The organism is Bacillus sp. Marseille-P3661, assembly GCF_900240995.1.
Taxonomy (GTDB): Bacteria; Bacillota; Bacilli; order Bacillales; family Bacillaceae_J; genus OESV01.
On sequence record NZ_LT965954.1, the window covers coordinates 271,237 to 294,773 of the forward strand.

At 34.8% G+C, this 23,537-nt stretch carries 26 protein-coding genes; 6 read left to right on the plus strand and 20 right to left on the minus strand.

The annotated features are described in order from the left end of the window. Nucleotides 1–88: 88 nt before the first annotated feature. The 4 genes from C1724_RS12220 to safA all read right to left on the minus strand — a co-directional run bounded on the left by C1724_RS12220 (nt 89) and on the right by safA (nt 3,935). Nucleotides 89–1,144, minus strand: a complete 1,056-nt coding sequence (locus tag C1724_RS12220; RefSeq protein WP_102347056.1) for a CAP domain-containing protein — start codon at nt 1,142–1,144, stop codon at nt 89–91. 239 nt (nt 1,145–1,383) lie between these two features. Then, nucleotides 1,384–2,730, minus strand: a complete 1,347-nt coding sequence (locus tag C1724_RS12225; RefSeq protein ID WP_180994248.1) for an IS1182 family transposase — start codon at nt 2,728–2,730, stop codon at nt 1,384–1,386. Between the two features lie 138 nt (nt 2,731–2,868). Then, entirely contained in the window at nt 2,869–3,297 is a 429-nt protein-coding gene (locus C1724_RS12230; RefSeq protein ID WP_102347057.1) for a CBS domain-containing protein, read from the minus strand. A gap of 17 nt (nt 3,298–3,314) precedes the next feature. After that, nucleotides 3,315–3,935 carry a SafA/ExsA family spore coat assembly protein gene (gene safA, locus C1724_RS12235; RefSeq protein ID WP_374703448.1) on the minus strand — a complete coding sequence of 207 codons (621 nt, stop codon included), beginning with the start codon at nt 3,933–3,935 and terminating at the stop codon, nt 3,315–3,317. 165 nt (nt 3,936–4,100) lie between these two features. Between safA and C1724_RS12240 the strand changes: the two genes are divergently transcribed. Further along, nucleotides 4,101–4,466, plus strand: coding sequence for a YugN family protein (locus C1724_RS12240; protein ID WP_102347059.1), 366 nt, complete (start codon nt 4,101–4,103; stop codon nt 4,464–4,466). A 48-nt stretch (nt 4,467–4,514) separates the two neighbouring features. Here C1724_RS12240 and C1724_RS12245 read toward each other — a convergent pair whose 3' ends face one another. Further along, nucleotides 4,515–4,871, minus strand: coding sequence for an Asp23/Gls24 family envelope stress response protein (locus tag C1724_RS12245; RefSeq protein ID WP_102347060.1), 357 nt, complete (start codon nt 4,869–4,871; stop codon nt 4,515–4,517). Between the two features lie 116 nt (nt 4,872–4,987). Here C1724_RS12245 and ytvI point away from each other — a divergent pair, with 116 nt between their 5' ends. Continuing rightward, the gene (gene ytvI / locus C1724_RS12250) at nt 4,988–6,046 is read left to right on the plus strand and encodes a sporulation integral membrane protein YtvI (RefSeq protein ID WP_102347061.1); all 1,059 of its coding nucleotides are present in this window, start codon (nt 4,988–4,990) and stop codon (nt 6,044–6,046) included. A gap of 22 nt (nt 6,047–6,068) precedes the next feature. Here ytvI and C1724_RS12255 read toward each other — a convergent pair whose 3' ends face one another. The 7 genes from C1724_RS12255 to cyoE form a co-directional block, all read right to left on the minus strand. Continuing rightward, the gene (locus C1724_RS12255; protein ID WP_180994249.1) at nt 6,069–6,593 is read right to left on the minus strand and encodes a GNAT family N-acetyltransferase; all 525 of its coding nucleotides are present in this window, start codon (nt 6,591–6,593) and stop codon (nt 6,069–6,071) included. Between the two features lie 130 nt (nt 6,594–6,723). After that, nucleotides 6,724–7,638, minus strand: coding sequence for a cytochrome c oxidase assembly factor CtaG (gene ctaG, locus C1724_RS12260; protein WP_142386564.1), 915 nt, complete (start codon nt 7,636–7,638; stop codon nt 6,724–6,726). Between the two features lie 116 nt (nt 7,639–7,754). Next, on the minus strand, nt 7,755–8,090 hold the full coding sequence (gene ctaF / locus C1724_RS12265; RefSeq protein ID WP_102347064.1) for a cytochrome c oxidase subunit IVB: 336 nt from the start codon (nt 8,088–8,090) through the stop codon (nt 7,755–7,757). Between the two features lie 3 nt (nt 8,091–8,093). After that, nucleotides 8,094–8,714, minus strand: coding sequence for a cytochrome (ubi)quinol oxidase subunit III (locus C1724_RS12270; protein WP_102347065.1), 621 nt, complete (start codon nt 8,712–8,714; stop codon nt 8,094–8,096). Further along, the gene (locus C1724_RS12275) at nt 8,714–10,582 is read right to left on the minus strand and encodes a cytochrome c oxidase subunit I (protein ID WP_102347066.1); all 1,869 of its coding nucleotides are present in this window, start codon (nt 10,580–10,582) and stop codon (nt 8,714–8,716) included. The genes C1724_RS12270 and C1724_RS12275 overlap by 1 nt, the downstream gene beginning before the upstream one ends. Nucleotides 10,583–10,603: 21 nt before the next feature. After that, on the minus strand, nt 10,604–11,647 hold the full coding sequence (coxB, locus tag C1724_RS12280) for a cytochrome c oxidase subunit II (protein WP_102347067.1): 1,044 nt from the start codon (nt 11,645–11,647) through the stop codon (nt 10,604–10,606). Between the two features lie 255 nt (nt 11,648–11,902). Continuing rightward, nucleotides 11,903–12,844, minus strand: a complete 942-nt coding sequence (gene cyoE, locus C1724_RS12285; protein WP_102347068.1) for a heme o synthase — start codon at nt 12,842–12,844, stop codon at nt 11,903–11,905. Between the two features lie 561 nt (nt 12,845–13,405). Between cyoE and C1724_RS12290 the strand changes: the two genes are divergently transcribed. Beyond that, a complete protein-coding gene (locus C1724_RS12290) occupies nt 13,406–14,365 on the plus strand; it encodes a COX15/CtaA family protein (RefSeq protein ID WP_102347069.1) in 960 nt (319 codons plus the stop codon). Between the two features lie 39 nt (nt 14,366–14,404). On the opposite strand, the gene C1724_RS12295 is transcribed toward C1724_RS12290, so the two are convergent. The 4 genes from C1724_RS12295 to C1724_RS12310 form a co-directional block, all read right to left on the minus strand. Further along, a complete protein-coding gene (locus C1724_RS12295) occupies nt 14,405–15,544 on the minus strand; it encodes an FtsW/RodA/SpoVE family cell cycle protein (RefSeq protein WP_102347070.1) in 1,140 nt (379 codons plus the stop codon). A gap of 154 nt (nt 15,545–15,698) precedes the next feature. Further along, on the minus strand, nt 15,699–15,983 hold the full coding sequence (locus C1724_RS12300; protein WP_102347071.1) for a YlaN family protein: 285 nt from the start codon (nt 15,981–15,983) through the stop codon (nt 15,699–15,701). 88 nt (nt 15,984–16,071) lie between these two features. After that, complete coding sequence (gene glsA, locus C1724_RS12305; protein WP_374703449.1) at nt 16,072–17,001, minus strand: glutaminase A; 930 nt, start codon at nt 16,999–17,001, stop codon at nt 16,072–16,074. A gap of 238 nt (nt 17,002–17,239) precedes the next feature. Beyond that, nucleotides 17,240–18,571, minus strand: a complete 1,332-nt coding sequence (locus tag C1724_RS12310; RefSeq protein WP_102347910.1) for a PhoH family protein — start codon at nt 18,569–18,571, stop codon at nt 17,240–17,242. Nucleotides 18,572–18,959: 388 nt separating this feature from the next. Here C1724_RS12310 and C1724_RS12315 point away from each other — a divergent pair, with 388 nt between their 5' ends. Next, on the plus strand, nt 18,960–19,550 hold the full coding sequence (locus tag C1724_RS12315; RefSeq protein ID WP_102347072.1) for a YhcN/YlaJ family sporulation lipoprotein: 591 nt from the start codon (nt 18,960–18,962) through the stop codon (nt 19,548–19,550). Between the two features lie 168 nt (nt 19,551–19,718). On the opposite strand, the gene C1724_RS12320 is transcribed toward C1724_RS12315, so the two are convergent. Further along, nucleotides 19,719–20,174, minus strand: coding sequence for a pyridoxamine 5'-phosphate oxidase family protein (locus tag C1724_RS12320; RefSeq protein ID WP_102347911.1), 456 nt, complete (start codon nt 20,172–20,174; stop codon nt 19,719–19,721). Nucleotides 20,175–20,293: 119 nt separating this feature from the next. On the opposite strand from C1724_RS12320, the gene C1724_RS12325 reads away from it, so the two are divergent. Further along, nucleotides 20,294–20,494 (plus strand): YlaI family protein, encoded by a 201-nt coding sequence (locus C1724_RS12325; protein ID WP_102347073.1) that lies wholly within the window; start codon nt 20,294–20,296, stop codon nt 20,492–20,494. Between the two features lie 188 nt (nt 20,495–20,682). On the opposite strand, the gene C1724_RS12330 is transcribed toward C1724_RS12325, so the two are convergent. Genes C1724_RS12330 through typA form a run of 3 tightly spaced genes read right to left on the minus strand, consistent with a single transcriptional unit; the run spans nt 20,683 to nt 23,175 of the window. Then, nucleotides 20,683–20,973, minus strand: a complete 291-nt coding sequence (locus C1724_RS12330; protein ID WP_102347074.1) for a hypothetical protein — start codon at nt 20,971–20,973, stop codon at nt 20,683–20,685. Nucleotides 20,974–20,985: 12 nt separating this feature from the next. Beyond that, on the minus strand, nt 20,986–21,318 hold the full coding sequence (locus C1724_RS12335) for a YlaH-like family protein (RefSeq protein WP_102347075.1): 333 nt from the start codon (nt 21,316–21,318) through the stop codon (nt 20,986–20,988). Nucleotides 21,319–21,339: 21 nt separating this feature from the next. Beyond that, on the minus strand, nt 21,340–23,175 hold the full coding sequence (typA, locus tag C1724_RS12340) for a translational GTPase TypA (protein ID WP_102347076.1): 1,836 nt from the start codon (nt 23,173–23,175) through the stop codon (nt 21,340–21,342). A 157-nt stretch (nt 23,176–23,332) separates the two neighbouring features. Between typA and C1724_RS12345 the strand changes: the two genes are divergently transcribed. Then, on the plus strand, nt 23,333–23,518 hold the full coding sequence (locus tag C1724_RS12345) for a YlaF family protein (RefSeq protein ID WP_102347077.1): 186 nt from the start codon (nt 23,333–23,335) through the stop codon (nt 23,516–23,518). Nucleotides 23,519–23,537 lie beyond the last annotated feature (19 nt).

Genomic DNA, 23,537 nt, shown 5'->3' on the forward strand with positions numbered 1-23,537 from the left:
CTATAGGTTACTACCTAATACCATTAAAGGTGCGCCTAATTTTAACCGAACAGTGCAAATTACCTTATATGGACTTGTTTAGGTTTCGTTACCATGCCTGAATAAAGTTTTGTGTATAATATTTTTCATAAACGCCTACTCCCAAATGTGTAAAGCTTTCATTCAATAGTGTTCGACGGTGTCCTTCACTATTTAACCAGCCTTCAACTGCAGAAATCGCATCGACATACCTGGCTGCAATATTTTCCCCAGCCACTTTAAACATTACCCCACCTTTTATTAGTCGATCCGATAACCCACCATTCTTGGGAGAGCTATGTGAGAAATATTCTTGTTCAAACATTTCTCGTGAATGACTGTACGCAACCTCAGCTGTTTTCTCATCCCAGTTTACAAGCGGAAGACCATTTCTCATACGAATAACATTAGTCATATCTAAAATTTGCCGTGATTTCCCTTTTTCTATTTGTTCCCATTTATCTAAATCAATTCCCTCTGCATGAAATAATGTTCCCCGATAAACTAATTCATAGGGCCGAATTTTAACCAATGTTTTTTCATCGATAAACCTAACACTTGAAACCTTACCTGTAAATTTATCAATAAAAACTTGTGCCCAAATACCATTGAAATTTACAAGTGGTGCTGTGGCAAGATCGTCTTTTGTAAGTTCAAATCGATAAGAATTATTTTCCACTTCAAAGGCAACTTTCTCCTTAATCTCTGTAAAACTTTTTAGTTCTTCAAGTGTTTGTCCAATTTTAAAAGGACCGATCTGGTTATCCTCTCCCATTGCAAAAATAGTTACTACTCTATCATTCTCTACTCCAATTTGAAGGTAGTTTTCTAGTTTTTCATTATATATCCACCAGTTGTAGTCATATTCAGAAAAGTCGACACGCTGAGGTTGTCCTAAAAAAGCTGTAACATCTTTCGTTTTCTTTCCTATTAGATTGTATAGTGGCTGTTCTTTAGATTTAAGTATATCTTGTAAATCGTCAACTGCTTGTCCATTCTTTTCTGTTTGTTCGTTTAACTTTTCTGATACAGTATTGCTTTCAGTTATTTTGAATAACTGAGAATATATAATGATCAATGATAGTATAGTTATAGCTATAGTGAAGCCCAACAAATTTCGTTTCAAACCAAATTCCCCCCAACCTTTATCCACGCACTTTGTACATTATATAAAGCAAAACAAAAAATATTCATGCATTTTATGGGGGGATCCTATTGATTTGTTAAAAACAGAAAAAGCACCTCATACTAGAGGTGCCCAGAGTGTAGAGAAAGGGGTATTTTTTCTCTACACTCTTTTTTGTTTAATGAAAATTAACCTAATATAAATATGAGATAGAATAAGAAAATATCACTCCCAACCACCTAGCCAAGTTTCGCTAGATGGTTGGCAATCTTTTTCATATTCTGGCAAGCTGCTGTAAGTAGCACTTGCTCACTTGCATTTTTAATTCCTCGTAACCGGCAGTAGCGAAGCCCATGCAGTTCTTTTGAATCTGCAAAGCTTCGCTCTACGGTTTCTTTTCTATATTTATAAAGAATTTTTCCTCCTGAAGATAATCGGTTAAGTCTCACTTTATGTTCTTCCCAAACATGTCGTGTGACCACTTTTTGCTTATTTTTTGACCGTGTACATTGTTGTAGGAGAGGGCAATTTGTACATTTTTTAGAGTCGGATTTATATTCACGATATCCTTCCCTTGTTGTGGTACGATAATTTAATTGTTCACCATTGGGACAGACATATACATCTGTATCCGCATCATATGTAAATTTCCACTTTTGAAAAAGTCCTCTTGTCGGTTGATATCTTCTGTGGGCAATTACACCAAAGATCTCACGATCAAATAATCCCTTACATATTGGATTTGTTAAGTATCCAGAATCTAGTGCCACCGCTTCTACGTTAAAATCAAATCGTGAGATTTGACGATCTAATCGCTTGAGATAAGGAACTGAATCATGGACATTACCGGGAGTTACAAAGGCATCTGTTATAATATTGTATTTAATATCGGTTGTACGGTGGTCTAGATAACAGAACATTTCTTGCTTATTATCACGTGACATAAATCCACAATCCGGATCAGTTGTACTCTTCCGGATTTCTTTCGTTTCATTCACCTCCTCTTTTTCCTTTAGAGGCTTTTTTCCATGTTTTACTCGATCTTCCTCAATGGCTTTATTTAATTCCTCTACATATTCACGTGTCTCCACTTCAACTTCTTCTTTTATGAATTTATGCTTATTTGCATTTGCCTTTAAATGAGTTGAATCAGTAAACAAGACTCTCCCACCAACCATTTTATGATTAATGGCTTGCATAACACTTTCATCAAAGATCTCTTGAAAAATGTCAGTATCTTTAAAACGCATTCGACGGTTCCAACTAATAGTGGAGTGGTGTGGCACTGGATCAGTTAATTTAAGACCAAGAAACCAGCGGTAAGCAATGTTCATTTGTATTTCACGTTCAAGTTGTCTTTCTGAACGGATACCGTAAATATAACCAATAAACATCATCTTAAATAAAATAAGTGGATCCAACGAAGGACGTCCATTATCTTCGCAATAGTACGGTCGAACTCTTTCTGGAATAAATGAAAAGTCTATGTACTTATCGATTTTTCTTAATAGATGATCTTCAGGGACAAGGTCTTCGATAGATACAAATTCAACTTCGTTTTGAGTATTTTTTCTAGTGTTAAACATACTAATCACCATCCTATCTATATTACTTATATTATACCAAATTAACGCGGTGAATTGTTAAAGTTAATGTGAAAAAAATAGACTGTCGAGGGTTTCTCGACAGCCTGAGCACCTCATACTAGAGGTGCCAGTTTTGTTTTACATATGTGCTTCTGGTGGTTCTGAAATTTCGCTTAAAGCATATCCTGCTTGTTCATCTGATAACTTTTCAATCGCTAAGTCACCTAAAGCAACAATTCCAATTAATTGACCATTTTCTACAACTGGAAGACGGCGAATTTGCTTTTCGGCCATTATTCTTGCAGCTTCACTAACAGGTGTATCTGGCGTAACTGTGACTAACTCTTCACTCATTAAATTAGTAACTGAATTTGAACCCGAACGTTTTTCCGCAATCCCTCTAACTACAAGATCTCGGTCAGTGATCATTCCGACAAGTTGATTATTTTCAACAATTGGAATGGCACCAACGTTTAAGTCCTTCATTTTCACCGCTACTTCAAAAGCATTATCTAAGGGTGTACAATATTCCACATTATTTGACATTATATCACGTACACTTTTCAAAGTTGTCCCTCCATTCATTATTTTTGGATAAACATTTGTGTCCAGTAATGACGGTATGACCCACCTTTAGCATACCCTACACCTATTTGTGTCATTCTGGAATCTAAAATGTTTTTCCGATGACCAGGACTGTTCATCCACGATCTAACTACTTCTTGAGCAGTGGTTTGACCTGCTGCTATGTTTTCAGCTGCAGCTCGATATGAAATACCAAAATTCTTCATCATAGTAAATGGCGATCCATAGGTAGGTGAGGTATGACTAAAATAATTTTTATCTCTCATATCCGCTGACTTGAACCTAGCTACACGAGATAGTTCCCAATTTGCTGATAGAGCAGGAAGTCCATTTTTTGCTCGCTCTTGGTTTGTAAGCGAAATAACCGCTTCCTCTATGCTCTTAATATCGTTAATGAGCGGAATGGTAATCTTCTGCCCAGGATATATTAGAGCTGGGTTTTTTATGTGAGGATTAGCTTGAATTACTTCACTTAATCCAATTTGATACCTAACAGAAATCTTCCACATTGAATCTCCAGAACGGACAGTATATGTTGTCTGTGTTTGCGCGCTACCACTTGAAGCAAATGCAATAAGTGCAAAAAGGAATAGCGCGCTTATTATTAATTTCTTCACCAAGTGTTCCTCCCTCTTTATTAACAAGTTACTTCCTGATTATTTTCACCCAAAATTAAAAAAACATTTATATGTTTTTGACTGACTGAAAAATATCAGTTATTGCATCTTCTACTTTTTCATACTATTATAGATTTTAGAGTGTTTTGAATTTAGGAGGGATACATAATGAAATTTGAAGGTACGGGTATTGAAGATAAGGTTATTGATATTTCAATATTAAACCATATTATGCAAGATGCTGGTTTAGTTAGAGGAGAACAATGGGATTTTGAACGCATTAGCTATGATCGCAAATTTGAGAAATTAGATACAAAAGAAGTTTTTTACTTGCGCGTTCAAGCATTTGCAGTTGAGGGGAACGTTGATTCAAACCATGCCAAAGTAAAATTATTAACACCATTATTAGGAAAACACTATTATCCGCATGGGGTTGAATATGGAGAGGGAGAAAATTTTCCTAAAAACGTAGTAGATAGATCAAAAGCCATACTTGATAAAGTAAGCGCACAGATTGCCGAAGCTGCAAAATAAATACAAGCAAAAAAGCATGGACCTCAATGTGCCCATGCTTTTGTTTATCTAAGATTGATCTCTAAATTTAACCGAATCAACAAAAACGTTTACTGCGTGCACATCTACCCCCGTCATAATTTCAATTTCATTTTTTATTTTCTTTTGTAAATCAAAACAAACCTCGCTAATGCATGCACCATAATAAACTGATATTTTTATATCAATAGTAAGTTGGTCTTGAGTGTGATCAATTGTTATTCCTCGTTGATTGCCTTTTTTATTCACAACACGTACAAAATCGTCTTTAATATCAGATACTGTACTGGCAATATCTTCTATTTCGTTAATGACGATTGAAGATATGATAGCAAACACATTCTCTGTAATAGACAATGTACCCTTTTCCATTACCTTTTTAATCAATTTCGTTCCCCCCTGGAAAATTTCTTAAACATTACATTTTTGTTTAATACTATTCATTCTATAAATTTAATACTATAATATATACTATAGTTCTTTATTAAGAAAGGAAGTCACTGTTGCTAACAAATAAAACAAAACGTTACGTTCTAATTACGATCATTCTGATTGCTGTACTAGCTCTTTGTTTATTAATTTTACCGTTATCGATCCCTTTAATAATCGCTTTAATAACAGCATTAATATTAGAACCCTCTGTGAAATTTATACAGATGAAACTGAAGAATAAAAGAAAGCTTTCAGTATTAATTGTTTTTACCTTATTTCTTTTTTTACTCGTATTAGGTAACTATATACTCGTCACTAAAGTTGTTACAGAAGTTGTGCAGCTTGCTCAAAATGCACCTACATATATTAATGAAGTTAATAACTTGTGGTTAAAAGCAGAAAAGCAGCTCACAACTGCTGCGGAAGATTTACCAATAGAGGTAGTTACCGAAATTAGTGATCAAGTAGAAGGTTTTTTAACTAAAATGAGAACTGGTTTAACAGAAAAAGTGAATATAGACAATATCACAAAATTAATAACAAATATTCCAAATTACTTAGTTAGTATTATCGTCTATTTAATTGCTTTGTTTTTATTTATGCTCGAATTACCCAATTTAAAAGAACGAATATACGCACATTTTACACCTAAAACAGCTGACCGTGTTTCATTTATGACGTCTAGATTATACTATGTTGTGTTTGGTTTTTGTAAAGCACAATTCTTAGTAAGTATAATTATTTTTATTGTTTCATTAATTGGATTATTACTAATTGTTCCCGAGGTAGCCTTAATTATGGCCCTTATTATATGGGTTATCGATGTTATTCCCATTATTGGTTCCATTGTTATTATGTTACCTTGGTCCTTGTTTCAATTATTGACAGGAAATATTGCTGTAGGTACCCAGTTGGCTATACTTGGGGGCATACTTTTGGTAATCAGAAGAACAGTTGAACCTAAGGTGATGGGAAAACATATTGGCTTATCCCCACTTGCAACGTTAATTGCAATGTACCTTGGCTTAAAGCTATTTGGCATTTTAGGATTTATTATAGGTCCTCTAGTTATTATAGCTTTTAACTCTGCTAGAGAAGCTGGGATAATTAAAGTTAATTTTAAAATCTAAACCGAGAGGGAACTCTCGGTTTTTAAATTGCTTTTTTTAATTCCCAAAGTAGAAATCGGTCATCTTTATCAATACAGCACATCCCTAACTTCTCAAGGATACGAATCGAACCAAAATTCGTATCAACACATTCCGCTGTTATTTTATTTATTCCATCATTTAAAAATGCCCAATCAACTAAGGCTTGAGCTGCTTCAAATCCGAACCCTTTTTCTCGATAAGCAGGAATGATATGGTAACCTAATTCAACGGACTCTTCCTCATTTCTATCTTCCTTTAATATAGCTGTTCCTATAATTGCTTTATCTTTATAATCTATAATCAGCCATATATCCCACTTAATATGTTTGTTTTCTTTTTCACTATTATTTTCAAGCTTTTCAATATAGAAAGGTAAAAGACCTCGTAATTCAAGCGAAGGCCACTCATCTGGGATGAATATAGGTGACCGGGCTAATAATTCATCACGATTTAAAACAATTGATTTCGCCATGTCTAAAGGACATGTCATTAAGATTAATCGTTCTGTAAAAATTTGCGTCATCATCATCATCCCCTCTTCAAAATTTTCTGTAAATTTAAGATAATGCATAGTGAATAAAATTAATAAAACCCCACTTAAAAGTTTCAGAATTCAGCAGAAACAAAGTGGGGCATTGTTAAGCAATGTTTTAATATTATTTAATAAACTGTGGTGTAGGTGACATTGACATTTGCTCTTCAGCATCTTTTTTCTTTTCTTCTCTAACCCATTGAAAGAAAACAGCACCAAGTGTAATTCCATAAACAATTTCTTGAATAATTTTCATTATTACACCACCAAGCTGCTGGTCATCTAATGGAGCTAGCCATGAAAACATTTGCGGTCCACTTAAGTCTATATTAGCAAGCATACCGGCAGGAACACATAATTCTAAAGCTTTTGCCCATGCAGCAGGATCCGAATACGTCGTAAATAATGGCTCATTAGCAAATATTATTAGCGCACATGCTGGTGTTAAAAGTATACCATCAGCAAATATATAACCTAATTTTTTTAGTCCGCTTAATTTTTGAAATTCCGGTAACGGACAAATTAGTGGCCACCACATCACGAAAGCACATAAAAATAATAATCCTGTTACAAGAGCATGAAGAATAGTACTAGTTTTTATTACATCAAATATAAACGGAAAATGATAAAAAGAAAAGACACCATTAAATAATAATAATGCAATTAGTGGTTTAGTTAATGCATTCTCTAATTTAGCAATACCTTTAATTTGCAATACTTTTCGCAGTAACCAATTGGGCGTACCCATGATAAATAATGGGGTACATACCAAATATAAAACAGACATCTGCACCATATGCATACTAAAATTCAAGTGACCTAGTAAATCGACAGGGCTCCCTTTAACAATATATAACAAAACAACCGCAGTTATGAAATAGAAAATTTGTTTAGACGACACACCTTCATTTTCTTTATCAGTACCTCTGAATATGACACCCTTAACAAGTAGTATATAGAAAATACCTAATACCAACGTAAATAAAAGATAACCTGGACTCCACATCGCTTGGAATCCAAATATTTCCAACTTTTCCAACATATATAATCACCTCTAGAGTAGAGCGTTATTTTCAAAATAAAATTGGGACTCGCTATTTATTCAATTAATTAGCCGAGTCCCATTCAAAACAAAAACATTAACTATTTATACTATTACCACCAAGTTAGAAGCATTAGTCCCGCAATAATAATGATTACGAACAATACTCCTGAAAAGATAAATACAATTGGTGCTTCATGTCCTTTATGTGACATGTGCATGAAATAAAATAATTGAAACATACATTGTACAACAGCTAACAATAAAATGAATGGACCGATAAACCAAGCACTAATTGTATCAGCAAAAGCCACAGCTGCAAAAGCAATAACTGTTAGAAAGATTGTTAATGAGAATACAATAAGCTGTTGTTTCATTTCTTCTTTATTCTTAGCTTTACGATACTTTAAATTTTCAGTTTGAACTGATGAATTTGAATTGATTCCCATAACTTACCCCACCTTTCCCATTAAGTATACAGCAGTGAAAATGAAAATCCATACTACGTCGATAAAATGCCAATATAAACTTGCAACATAAAACTTAGGTGCAGTATAAAGACTTAATCCACGTCTTGAGTTACGGATTAAAAGAGTGATAATCCAGCACAACCCGAATACTACGTGACCACCATGAAAGCCAACAAGCGTATAGAACGAAGATGAAAATGCACTTGTTGTGTATTTTAAACCTTCATGTACATAATGATTAAACTCATAAATCTCTAAAATTAAGAATCCTAATCCTAAAAGAACTGTGATCCACATCCAAAGCTGCATCTTGCCATATTCATTATTTTTCATTTGGTACATTGCATATACACTAGTTAAACTACTAAATAATAAAAGCATTGTAGCTAGGAAAGTTAATGGTAATGAAAATAGTTCCTCACCTGATGGTCCATTAGCTGTTGAATTACGAAGTGCTAGGTAAGTACCGAATAACGTTGCAAAAAGTACTGTTTCGCCACCAAGGAATAACCAAAAGCCGATCATTTTATTTTTCCCTTCCATCGTCGCCTTTTCAGGTTCAGCTGGAAAGTTTTCTGATGTTAAAACTTGTTCTGTTGCCATTACGCTTTTATCCCTCCATCCCCTTCAAGATCCTCTTTATGAATATGATAGCCATGATCATCTTTAATAGAACGTACAAACATTGCCCCAAATGTAATTAACATACCGACAATACCAACCGTTAAAGCTGGAATGTTTGTTCCAAGGTCATGGTATAAAAATCCAAATCCAGCTATAAATAATCCGATAGACATGATTACTGGAAGAATAGATCCATTTGGCATATGAATATCAGCTAATGGTTCAGCAGGCGTCATTTCTTTTTTACCATCCATTTTTTCAATCCACCATGGATCTAAACCACGGATAAGTGGTAGCTGTTTGAAGTTATATTCTGGTGGCGGTGATGCAATTGCCCACTCTAGTGTACGACCATCTTCCCATGGATCATTACTAACTTCTGTTTTCTTTACAAATGACCAGATCATATTGAATACCATTAAAACTACACCAATAGCCATTAAAATGGCGCCGAGAGAGCTTATAAAGTTAGCAGTATCCCAACCTTGGTTTGGTAAGTACGTAAATACGCGGCGTGGCATTCCCCATAAACCAAGAAAATGTTGAATAAAGAAAGTCATATGGAAACCGATAAACCAAATCCAAAAAGTGATTTTACCAAGTGTATCGTTCATCATCGTTCCAAACATTTTTGGCCACCAATAATGAATACCTGCAAACATACCAAGTGCAATACCACCTACAACAATATAGTGGAAATGCGCTACTACGAAATAAGAATCATGGAATTGATAGTCAGCTGCTGCAGAAGCTAACATAACACCAGTTACTCCACCCGCTGTAAAGGTTGGAACAAACCATGTACCATATAGCATTGGTGTTGTATAACGAATATTTCCGCCCCACATTGTCAACAACCAGTTAAAGACTTTAATCCCTGTCGGTACACCAATAGCCATTGTTGCCACCGCAAAGATAGAGTTCGCTACTGCACCCATACCAGTTGTAAACATATGGTGAGCCCATACCATGAATCCTAAGAAACCGATTAGAACAACCGCAAAAACCATTGAAGTATATCCAAAAATTCGTTTTCTTGCAAAAGTAGGTATAATTTCTGAAAAAATACCAAAAGCAGGTAAAACTAAGATATAAACTTCAGGATGTCCAAAAATCCAGAAGATGTGTTCCCAAAGAACTGTATTACCACCCAAAGCAACATTAAAGAATGCTGAACCAAATAAACGATCAAACATCATTAAAAAGATACCAACCGTTAATGGCGGAAATGCAAACAAAATTAATGCCGAAGAAACAAATGTTGTCCATGTAAACATCGGCATACGCATGAACGTCATACCAGGTGCACGCATATTAATAATTGTTGCTAAAAAGTTGATACCAGATATAAGTGTACCGGCACCAGAAATCTGTAAACCGATTAGGTAAAAATCTACACCATGTGTCGGATCAGCCATCGCTAACGAGGCATAGTTTGTCCAACCAGCATTAGGCATTCCTCCAAAGAACCACCCCATATTAAAGAATAGAGCTCCAAAGAAAAATAACCAAAACCCAAGTGAATTTAAAAATGGAAAAGCAACGTCACGTGCTCCTATCTGCAACGGTACAACAGCGTTCATTAGGCCGAATAATATCGGCATCGTAACAAAGAATAACATTGACGTACCGTGTGCTGTTATAACTTCATTAAACGTATTACCTACTAAAAAATCATTTTCAGGTACCATTAATTGTATACGAATAAATAATGCTTCAAGACCTGCAATTACAAAATGAAATAATCCTGCAAAAAGGTATAAGTGAGCAATTTTTTTATGGTCTACTGTTGTTAGATAATCCCATATAATCGCACCAACACCTTGTTTCTGTGCCAAAGTACTCAAAAAAGTAACCTCCCTTATCCCCTAGTTATTTTCCTTAGAAAGAGTTAATAAGTATTCAGTTACAGCATCAATTTCTTCATCTGATAATTGATATGTACCTGTCATCTTATTACCTGGTTTCATTGTTTCAGGGTCTTTAATCCATGCTTTAATATTTTCAGGTGTAAGCTCTTTAATACCAGCTACACGCTCACGGTCTGCAAAGTTTGAAAGATTTGGTGCAAGTCTAGCAGCTTCTGGGCGTTGATCATTAGAATCAACTGCATGACAGCCAATACAACTCTGTGCAAAAATCTCTTCACCTTGTTGAGCAACACTGCTTTCAGGTGATTCAGTTGGTTGTTGCATGTTCGCAACCCATTTTTCATAGTCTTCTGGTGAAAGAACTTTCACTTTAAAGTCCATTAATGCGTGGGACGGACCACAAAGCTCTGCACATTTACCATAGAAAAGTCCTGGTTCATGGGCTTGTACCCACATATAGTTCTCATTATCTGTGTTTACATCGATTTTACCTGCTAATGCTGGAATCCAGAATGAATGCTTAACATCTCCAGCTATTAGTTTTAAATAAATTTTTTCACCTGCAGGAATAACTAAATCTTGAGAAGTAATAATTTCTTCTTCAGGATATTCAAATTCCCACCAGTAAAGCTTTCCTGCTACATTTACTTGTAATGCATCTTCTGGAATACTATCCTCAGTTACATCTAATTCAAAAGTTGCTGCAACTGTTGGTACCGCAATAATCAACAATAAGATAATAGGAATAACAGTCCAAGTAATCTCAAGCTTATGACTTCCTTCAACTTGTTTAGGAATCATATTTTCGTTTGCTTTTGTTCTGCGGAATTTCGTTGATGCAATAATAAAGATTACTGTTACGACTACAACTACAAGAGTCATAATAATAGTTGTTAGTATCACAAGATCAAAAGCAATCTCTGCATTTTCACCTTGTGGTGTAAGTGTTGATAAGTAAGGCTCCCCACTACACCCTGCTAACAAAAGCGCTAAAAATGCAATTATTGACATTATGCGCCATTTCAATGTTACTTCTTTCATTTCTTACTAACCCCACTTTCTTTTTTAGAACATTAATATATTATTTATTAGCCCCCCATCAGTATTAACAAATAAAGGACTATTTAATAACCTGAATGGTGATTATTGTTAATAACATTTGAACAGTATTAAAAGTTGATAGTATATTTTGTCGGAAAATGTCGTACAAAAACAGCTAGTGCTTTGAGGCATCACTAGCTTTATTATAAATGTAAATCAACTTCCATTACATTTACATTCAAAGCCTTCTTAATTTTAAATAGTAACTATTACCATCAACACAAATATTATCGTTAAATAGTTTAGCGAATAGATAAACATCCATTTCGCCCATTTTAAATCATCTTTCATTACAAAGCCATACACAGCTAAAACGAACCATCCCACACTTAATAAACCAGCAATGGTTAGAAAAACAGGTCCTAAGGCTGTTAAGAAAAATGGTAATGGAATTAACGCAGCTGTGAATGCCACCATCTGTTTTTTTGTAGCTTTAAAACCATGAATTACTGGCAACATAGGAATTCCAGCAGCTCTATACTCTTCGCATTTTTTCATTGCTAGTGCGAAGAAGTGGGGTGGTTGCCAAATGAACATGATCAGGAACAAAATCCATGCGGCAATATCTAAATTAGGATCAATAGCTGCCCAGCCTATAAGCGGTGGAGCTGCACCTGAAATACTTCCAATAACTGTGTTTGTAGTATATCTTCTTTTAGACCACATAGTATATAAAACTACATAGGTGAATAGACCTATAAACCCAAAAATTGCAGCAGTAATTGAACCAAAAGACAATAGCAACAAGCCAAGTATTGATAATGATAACCCCAATGCCAAGACTTTACTTAAACCCACACGCCCTGTTACTGTTGGCCTTGTCTTTGTTCGCTCCATTAAATGATCAATATCTCTATCAATATAATTATTTAGTACACAGCCACCAGCAATTACCAATGCTGTACCAAACATTGCAAAAAGAACTTTATCAATACTGTCTATAAAATTCCCATTCGTGAAATATAGAGCAAGCCATACACCAGTAAATGCCGTAATTAAATTAGAATTAATAATCCCTATTTTTATTAAGGCTAAAAAATCATTCCACATTGTTGTTGAATATGTTTCAGGCTGGCTTGGTGTTCGAGTTTCTAAAAGCTGTCCAGTTGTACCGTCCATTACCCGAGAGTTATTCATCTTTTGTTCCTCCTTTACAATCATTAAGCTACATCTATTTCGGATAAATAAGAGATTCTATGATTTTTAATGATTATTAGCTTGTTTTTTATATAATCTATAATAACTAAATGAAACATCATACTTAATAGTTATATATTAAAAGACTTAACAAATCAAAAAAAATTATTTTATGTGATATAAATCATAGAAAAATACCTTTTCCCTTATTAAAACATAAAATGTTCAAAATTTGTCATATAAAATTAAATTAATAACAAATATTTTTAATACATCTTTTTATTATTACTATATAATTCCACCTACAGTAATTTGATTTAACAGATTTCAACGTAGTTGTTAAAACCTGCGGTATATCAAGCTTCAACTACATATTAGTTCTAGCAAACTACCATTTAAGTTGCAAGTGTTTTTTAGAAAGAAATAATAATTTATAAAAAAAAGTTATTATTTTATAGTAAATATTAAAACTTATGTTCACATTTTAGACAAAAATTAGACAAAATTTAAAACTGTAACGTAACTTTTCCATATGTTATATTAGATGAGGTATGCTAACATATGAGTGATATAAAAATTGAAGGTGATAATGTGAATAAAGGGTTAAAACTGCTAGCTGTTTTATCTACTATAGCTATGCTAGTAGTACTACTTGGAGGCGCTTTAGTTACCAAGACAGGCTCCGGAATGGGTTGTGGTCGATCATGGCCACTTTGTAATGGACAATTAATTCCAACAGAGATTTCGCTAGAACTAATCATTGAGTTTTCTCATCGTCTTGTATCTGGGATTTCTGTTTTTCTTGTTACAGCCTTAGCGATTTGGTCTTGGAGAAAGATAGGACATGTTCGTGAAACAAAACTATTAGCCATTTTATCTGTGGTATTTTTAATTATTCAAGCTCTTCTTGGTGCAGGGGCTGTCATTTGGGGTCAACAACCTGTCATTATGGCCCTTCATTTTGGGATTTCCTTAGTATCCGTTGCATCAGTATTTCTTTTAACATTACTTATCTTTGAAGTTGATAAAAAATTCGACGCAGATTCCTTAGTAATTGATAAAGGTCTGCGATCACAAATTTACGCTCTAACGATATATTGTTATGTTGTTGTTTATACCGGTGCTCTCGTCCGTCATGAAAAAGCACAGCTTGCTTGTTTAGATTTCCCCTTCTGTGATAACGCTGCAATCTTTTCATTACCATCAACCAAATATGAATGGGTTCAAATGGGACACCGCTTTGCAGCAAGCTTATTTTTAATTTGGGTTATTGCACTGTCAATTAGAATCCTTTTGAAATATAAGCACAAACGTGTTTTATTTTGGAGTGCTGTTGGATCGATCATTTTCATTCTATTACAGGTTGTTTCTGGTGCAGCCATTATCATAACACGGATTAGTTTATATACGGCTTTAGCGCATGCTCTAATCATTACAATGCTCTTTAGTGTATTAAGTTATCTTGTCCTCCTTTCAACAAGAAGTAAGAAAAATGAAAACACAAATAAAAAGGTTGCCTAAGGGCAACCTTTTATTCTTCCACTTTAATTTCTAAACTAGTCATTCTGAGAGTTGATTTTGATTACTTGCCTTGTAATTCGAAAACATTGCTATATTATTTAAAATCCCCATCGAAAGCATTAACAATAATAGGGAAGAACCTCCATAACTTACAAACGGTAGAGGCACACCAGTAATTGGAAGCAACCCTGTCAATCCACCTAGATTGACTAGAGATTGAATACCAATCATTCCCGAAATACCGATTGCAATTAAACTCCCAAACGGATCATTAGCTCTCATCGCAATGGTAAAACCTTTCCAAATCATAAGAGTTAGCATGAATAAGACGAAACCAATACCTAAGAAACCCAATTCTTCTGAAATTACCGACATTATAAAGTCTGTATGTGGCTCTGGTAAATAACCAAATTTTTGAATACTTTCCCCAAGTCCCTGGCCTGTTATACCACCTGAAGCAATTGCAATATAAGAATTAATCAGCTGGTACCCACCATGATCAGCAATGTCTTCATGAAAAGGGTCATAGGCGGCAGTAAAGCGAGACAATTGTTCATCCGTAAGCATCGGGTATAGGACAAGCATGCCTGCAAAAGCGACTAAAGCTAATGTACCTAAATGTTTTAGACGAATACCTGAACAAACTGTAATCATTCCTGCAATTGAAATAATAAGCAAGGCTGTTCCTAAATCAGGTTGTTTATAAACGAGTACAAAGATAAAGAAAATAAATGCTAAAGGTGGCCCAAAAGCAGGCCAAAACTTTTCAATATAGGATTGTTTGTTTGAGAAAACACCTGCTAAGTATATGATGACACCTAATTTAATAAATTCTGCTGGTTGAAAACCAACTTGTCCAATATTAAGCCACGACTGCGCGTTGTTAGTAATCGTACCGAAAGTCAATACCATTCCTAAAATTACTGGAGAACCAAAAAAGATAAATTTAAGAAATTTTTTATATACTTTATACGGAATAACAAGGGCGACAATATAAAACATTAGAGAAATAATTAACCATTGTACTTGCTTTTTAAAAAACAAATCGGGGGTACCCTCATAATCCACAACGGCAATAACCATACTGGCACTGTAAATCATCACAGCACCGAATAAACTTAAAACAATAGGGGCAAAAACTAAAATATAATCATAGGATTTTAATATTTTTTTCACCATGTACTTCTCATCCCGACCAAGAGAATAAAATTCTCAGTTTTTAGTAAAATTATTAAATACGGTAAAAAAACACGCAATAAGCTAGTAAACTATCAGTTAGATTACAGACAATATTAAAAGAAAAACCCAAACTATACAAGAAATAGTTTGAGTTTTATTTACTCTTAAGGGATGCTTCATGTAAGGCTGACAGCTCACGTTCTAACGACTCAAGTAATTCCTTGCCGTGTTTTTCATCAATCAATTCTAAACGAACCGCAAAGTCAATTTCACGTGATAATCCGAACATTTGTGTATCAAGCACTTCCTCGTATAGAGGACATTGAGGCATCGTTAAATTTTCCATTTGTACTTTTATTAATTTTAAAATCTTATCTGCATCTCCCTTAAGAAGGGCCAATGCTTTTTCCTTATGATCTAAAGCAACCTCTGAAGACATGTTAATCCCTCCAATTTGAGAAACGTCCATTATCTATTAATTTTACCGTTATATTAGTAAAAATGCAAGACTAAGCATACATGCTCTCTCAAAATATACTTAATTCATGGCGTTTCGATAATAGTCTTAAAAGTTCAACACCAGCAATGCTGTTACCTTTATCGTCTAACGCAGGTCCATAAATTCCAATGCCAAATTTATGAGGTACCGAACCTAAAATAGCACCTGATACACCACTTTTTGCTGGAATCCCAACTTTGGTTGCAAATTCACCTGACGCATTATACATCCCACAAGTGACCATAAACGTTTTACAAATTCTTGCTATATCTTTTTCAATCATTTGCTCCTTTGACTCGGGATCTTGTCCATCAAAGGCAAAAACAGCACCTATTCTAGCTAAATCTATACAGTTTACACTAATAGCACATTGCTTTGTATATAGGTCCATTAATTGTTCTATATCTCCAGAGATAATACCATGTTGTTTTAAAAAATAACAAAGCGATCGATTTAAATAGGCTGTATCATACTCTGATTTAGCAACTTCACTAGAATAGTTTATAGAATCATTATTGGCCATCTTTCGCACCAATAGAAGTATCCGATGTATTTTTTCTTGCACACTTTCCCCTTTAATCATGCTGGTAACTGCTAAAGCCCCAGCATTGATCATTGGATTGAGAGGTTTAGATGGAACACTTGTTTCAAGCTTTGATATTGAATTAAAGGGGTCACCTGTTGGCTCCATCCCAACCTTTTGAAATACATAGTATTTACCGTGATCCATTATAGCAACAGCTAAGGATAAGATCTTAGAAACACTTTGTAGCGTAAAAATATTTGATACATCCCCTGCACTAGAAATAGCTCCATTTTGTTCATATATAGCTATGGCTAAGTCGTTTGCATCTGCCCTTTCTAATGCAGGTATGTACTTTGCTACCTTCCCGTCTTTAATATATCGTTTAGCCTCAGTAATAAATTCTTCAAGCGATTGCTGAAACATGTAATGCATGAAATGACCTCACTCCAATATTGATATTTATTTCATAGTAGTATTCCCAATTTAAGTATGTAATAAATCTTAAGGTTAGCCTACAAAAAATCCCGCCTTCATAGCGAAGGCGGGATACCCTATATCCTGACTAACTCTATGTAAAATTACATGTAATTATTAGCAAGCTACAGATGGCGATTTTACCCCATTGCTTCACTGCGAGCAATGGGGTAATGAAAGGTGATACTGTCTTCTCTTACAAAAGGTCGGCTGCAAGTTGTGCTAAAGCCGAGCGCTCACCTTTAACGAATCGAACGTGTCCACTAATTTTTTCTTGTTTAAACTTCTCAACTACATATGTTAAGCCATTATTGTATTCATCTAAATACGGATGGTCTATTTGCTCTGGATCGCCCATTAATACAATCTTGCTTTTTTCACCTACTCTAGTTAATATTGTTTTGACTTCATGTTTCGATAGGTTCTGCGCCTCATCAATGATTATGAATTGTTCAGGTATACTTCTGCCCCTGATATATGTTAGGGCCTCTACTTGGATAGATCGCATTCCAGCTAAAATAGTATCCAATTCGCCCGGTTTTTTTGTATTAAATAAATACTCTAAATTATCATATATTGGTTGCATCCACGGTCTAAGTTTTTCATCTTTTTCCCCAGGTAAAAAACCGATGTCTTTACCTACAGGTACTATAGGTCTTGCTACTAGTAATTTCTTATAAATCCCTAAATCCTCAGTTTGATAAAGGCCTGCTGCTAAGGCTAATAATGTCTTACCGGTCCCAGCTTTTCCGATCAAGGTTATCAACGGAACATCCCTTCTTAACAACAAATCAAGTCCCATTGTTTGTTGAACATTTCTAGATCTAATTCCCCAAACCTGTTCATTACCAAAATTTCCCTTTTTTACAACATTTATACGTTCATCAACTATGCCAAGGGCTGATTGGGAACTTCCCATGTTATCTTTCATAATTATAAACTGATTTGGATAATAATTGTATCTTGGTAACTTCTTTAACGATAACTCGCCTTTTTCGTAAAATTCATTTACTAATTCGCGATTTATGTAAAGTTCCATGAATCCCGAATATATATTGTCATCATACTCCACGACCCGGTCACTTAAAAAGTCCTCGGCTTGTAACCCTACAGCATCAGCTTTTACTCTTACTAAGACATCTTTACTAACCAAGATAACTGGTCTTCCATTTTCCTTCTTTTCTTCTTCCAAATGCAGGTTTAAGGCAACAGCTAATATTCTATTATCATTTGTTTTTTCATTAAATACTTCTTGCAGCTTAACGAATGATCGATGATTTAACTCAATTCGAAAAGTTCCACCACTTTCAAGTGGTATGCCTTTATGAATTTTACCTAATGTGCGGAGACGATCGATAATTTTGGATACTTGTCTTGCATTTCTACCTATCTCATCCAAGTTTCTCTTTTTTGAATCAACCTCTTCTAAAACTACTGCTGGAATTACAACCTCATTATCTTCAAAAGAGAATATAGAGCGTGGCTCTTGAAGTAATACATTAGTATCTAGAACGTAAATTTTTTTCAAATCTTCTCCCCCTGACATCTGTTTCTCCTGCATGAGCTAACGGCAGAAACCCCTTATTGTAAACGTTTTATAGGTAAAGGTTGTTCAAAAATCAGCCAAATTCAGTCATCTAATTTGATCTGAAAGTACTTATTTTGTCCTCCTTTTAGTAAAAACTGTATTCCTGAAACTTTGACTTTGTAAGGGTATTAACCGCTAGAAATAAGCGTCACCAGAAACTCCTTTTCATTAGGAATGGATTTTAATAATGGCCAAACTATTTGGAGCTCTGTACCTTGTTGGACGACTAGTTATTTTAATATATGAACAGACGAATAATCTTAGACGAATAAATAAAGAATAAATAATAAACTTTAGCAAGCTATTTTTTATAGAGAGGATGGTATCTTTGAAAAAGATAATTGGAGTCACTATTGTAGCCCTTTTTCTTTTCATTATGTTGGGTTGTGCGCAAAATCAAGCAAATGATACTAACAGTGAAAATAATAATCTGGTGAAAGTCAATCAACCTGGGGAAACAAATAATAAACAAATGAACGGAGAGGAAGTCGCTGAACATCTGGTAGAGCTAACTACCAGTGTTCCAAATGTTAAAGATGCAACAGCAGTTGTGGTTGGAAATTACGCAGTAGTAGGTATTGATGTCGAGGATGACTTAGACAGATCTCGCGTGGGTTCAATAAAATATTCAGTTGCTGAAATCCTTCAGCATGATCCACATGGAGCAAATGCTGTAGTTGTTGCTGATCCTGATGCTGTCACACGACTCAAAGAAATGAATAAGCAAATTAAAGATGGGCACCCTGTCGAAGGTATTATGGAAGAACTAGCTGGATTAATAGGCAGAATAATACCACAGGTACCTGCTGATATTGATACTAATGAAAAACCAACTAATCAAAATGATCAACAATTGGAAAACAAAGAACAAAAAGAGCTGGATCAAATCCAAGACAAACAATCAAATAGCAATATGTAAAATCATGGCCAGTTTACTAAGATATATTTAATACGACACGCGAAAAAACACACGATATCTTATAAGAAATATCGTGTGTTTTTTTATTGAATATTAAGTTCTAAATTAATTTTTAATTTAATTGCAGTTCAAATTAAAAGGCGCTCATTCAAACCCAAGCTTTAAATTTTAAGACTTTTTCATTGCTTCAATTACTTGACGATCAAGTTTAGCGGCTGCCTCAGCATCGTATGTTTTTTCATATGTAATATCCTGAGAAATTTTAGAACCATAAAACATCACATCTCGTACAGCTTTTATACTTATTTCAATAAGAGCAAGTTTCAAGGGAACTTCATCTAACTTTTCAACTTTTACTCTTGCCAACCCACTTATAGAAAAAGTTGTCCCTTTAGCAATAGTTGTTAATACTACGTTTGGATTTTTTCTAATATTTTCAACAATTCTTGAACGGTTATCCGCTGAAAAATAAATTCTTGATTTATCTGGCGCATATACCCAAGAAATTGCACTTACGCTAGGAGCTCCAGTTTCATGATCAATGGTTGCAATAGTAGCATAGCGTTCCTTTTGCAATATTGGAAGCAGCTCGTCTGTTAATTGAAATTCAACTTGGTTTGCCATAATATTACCTCCATACATGATCTTTCCTCTTAATACTAACTCTATTTTTAACTGAATAAAACTAATAATACTTATAATTCTTTCGTTTTTCAATTATAATGGTGACGAGGTGAAAAGTAATGAGAGTAAAATGTTTACTTTGTGATAAGATTGATTCCTTAGATGATGAATCACCATTATCAAAAAGATTAAGAAACCGCCCCATTCATACGTATATGTGTGAAGAGTGTTCTAATAGAATCAAAACAAGAACAGAAGATAGAAAAGCTACTGGAAAGTTTAAGCTTTATAATCCTCGAGATTATGAAGAAGAGTGGTAAAATTATTGATTAGTGCACTCTCGAAAATCATGAGGTTATGAATCCGAAAATGACAGTATGTTTTGTTCAGCTAGGTCCATTATGTGACTCAGTCATTTCATATAATGGCCTTCATAACTTCTGACAAAACAAAGGGACACGCCCTACTACATGGCGTGTCCCTTTGTTATTATATTTATATTAGTGTACTATTCTACATCAAAATTGCGGAAACGTTCAGGCTGATCCTCAATTGCATCAATCATACAATTAATGAGTTCAAGTGGGAATCTCATCGTATTTTGTTCACCCTTAGCTTGATATTCAACTACATACATTTCCTCATCTTTTTTGTAGTTTACTTCCTCAATGTGATGGTCGCTCTTTAAAATTTTGTCAAATAAATCAAATGTATTACTTGCTGCTTTATCATCCGGCCTTGCGTCACAAACAACTTTAATACTTAACCAATTATATAAAGCATCTTGTAAAGACTTCACGTCCCTGCCCCCTTATGCTTCTGTACTTTTATTATTCTTGCGTTGTTGATGTAAACGGAATCTGTATACACCTAAAACAACTGCAGATATAAGTAGTCCTTCTGCTACAGGCAATCTAACTCCTAATAATGCCAGCGGGCCACAACCAATTAATAATAGAGTATAGATAACTATTGTTTTAATTATTGAGAGCTTTTGAGCAAATCCTAGATTAAATACAACAATAGCTAGAACGACGATAATAATATATAGCATTAACATACCACGTTCTATATCCTGATGAACACCTACCATTTCTGCAAAAGAAGAAAGCATCGATGGATCGATTTGGGTCACGTCTTCCATTCCGAAACCCCTCTCTAAATATTAATTTTCAGCATATTTCTTTTTCTTAGCTACCTTTTCACGTTCATTTTTATCCAAAATTTTCTTTCGAAGACGGATTGATTTTGGTGTTACTTCGCAATATTCATCCTCATTCAAGTACTCCAATGATTCTTCCAACGTCATAATACGAGGTCGTTTCATTGTACTTGTTTGATCTTTCGTTGCAGAACGTACATTTGTCTGTTGTTTCATTTTTGTAATATTAACAGCAAGGTCATTTTCACGAGTATGTTCACCGACAATCATTCCTTCATAGATCTCAGTTCCCGATTCAACAAAAATAATCCCACGATCTTCTATTCCCATAATTCCATAAGTAGTTGCTTTGCCTGTTTCCATTGAAACAAGAACACCTTGGCGTCGACCACCTACTTGTCCTGGCTGCATAGGTTGATAGCTGTCAAATGTATGGTTCATAATACCGTAACCACGCGTTAATGTTAAAAATTCAGTACTATAGCCAATTAATCCCCTTGCAGGTACGTTAAAAATAAGACGAACTTGTCCATTTCCATTATTAATCATATCAAGCATTTCACCCTTACGAGCGCCCATCGATTCCATAACTGAACCAGTATGTTCCTCAGGTACATCAATTTGAACTCGTTCAACTGGTTCACAACGAACTCCATCAATTTCCCTTACGATAACTTCTGGTTTAGATACTTGAAGTTCATAGCCTTCACGACGCATGTTTTCAATCAAAACTGACAAATGTAATTCCCCACGTCCCGAAACTATCCATGCATCAGGAGAATCTGTATTATCCACGCGCAAGCTCACATCTGTTTGAAGTTGTGCACGAAGTCTTTCTTCAATTTTTCTTGAAGTCACGTACTTACCTTCACGTCCAGCGAATGGACTATTATTGACAACGAACTCCATTTGTAATGTTGGCTCATCAATTCTTAAAATCGGTAATGCTTCTTGATATTCGACAGGACAAACAGTTTCACCAACATTAATGTCCTCCATACCTGAAACTGCAACTAAATCGCCAGGGTATGCTTCTTCAATTTCTAATCGTTTTAACCCGAAAAAGCCCATTAGTTTCGTTACTCTAAATTGTTTTACTGAACCATCAAGTTTCATTAAAGCAACAGATTGTCCGACCTTGATCGTACCACGGAACACGCGACCAATACCGATTCTGCCTACAAAGTCATTATAATCTAACAGCGCAACTTGAAATTGAAGTGGCTCGTCACGATTATCGACTGGGGCAGGTACATGTTCTATAACTGTTTCATAAAGTACTTTCATATTTTCATCTTGTTTTTCAGGATCTAGACTTGCTGTCCCGTTAATTGCAGATGCATAAACAACTGGGAAATCAAGCTGATCCTCGTCTGCACCAAGCTCAATAAATAAGTCTATAACTTCATCAACTACTTCTGTTGGTCGAGCAAAATCACGGTCTATTTTATTAACAACAACGATTGTTGCTAATTTTTGTTCCAAGGCTTTCTTAAGAACAAAACGTGTTTGCGGCATACAGCCTTCATATGCATCAACTACCAATAAAACACCATCAACCATTTTCATAATCCGCTCAACTTCTCCACCGAAATCGGCATGTCCTGGGGTGTCCATAATGTTAATGCGTGTATCATTATACTTTATAGCTGTGTTTTTTGCTAATATAGTAATCCCGCGTTCCTTTTCGATATCGTTAGAATCCATGGCACGTTCTTCAACCATTTCATTCGAACGAAATGTACCGGATTGGTGTAATAATTTATCCACGAGGGTTGTTTTACCATGGTCAACGTGGGCAATAATGGCTATATTTCTAATATCCTGTCTTAAATTCAATCTTGTCAGCTCCTATTTATACTTTCATTTTTATGTTATAGTTTAAATTGTACTACTTTTGACACAATTTATCCAAATAACTCGACATTTTTTGCAGCTTTAAAATTATAACACAAATGTAAACAATGCGATAGGGAATTAATTAGGAGTGAAAAAAATGAAAAATGTTAACTTTACTTTATTAAGCTTGGCGATACTAACAGTTGTTTGTTTGATGTTAATTGGGGTAGCTATTGCTGAAAGGAGCATTATTGGAATACTCTTAGCAGTAATTGCATCAATTTTAGTTATCGGATTTGGGTTCGTCATGAAAAAGAAAATGAGAGAAAGCGGAAAGCTATAATAGGCCTTCTAGAAAAGCG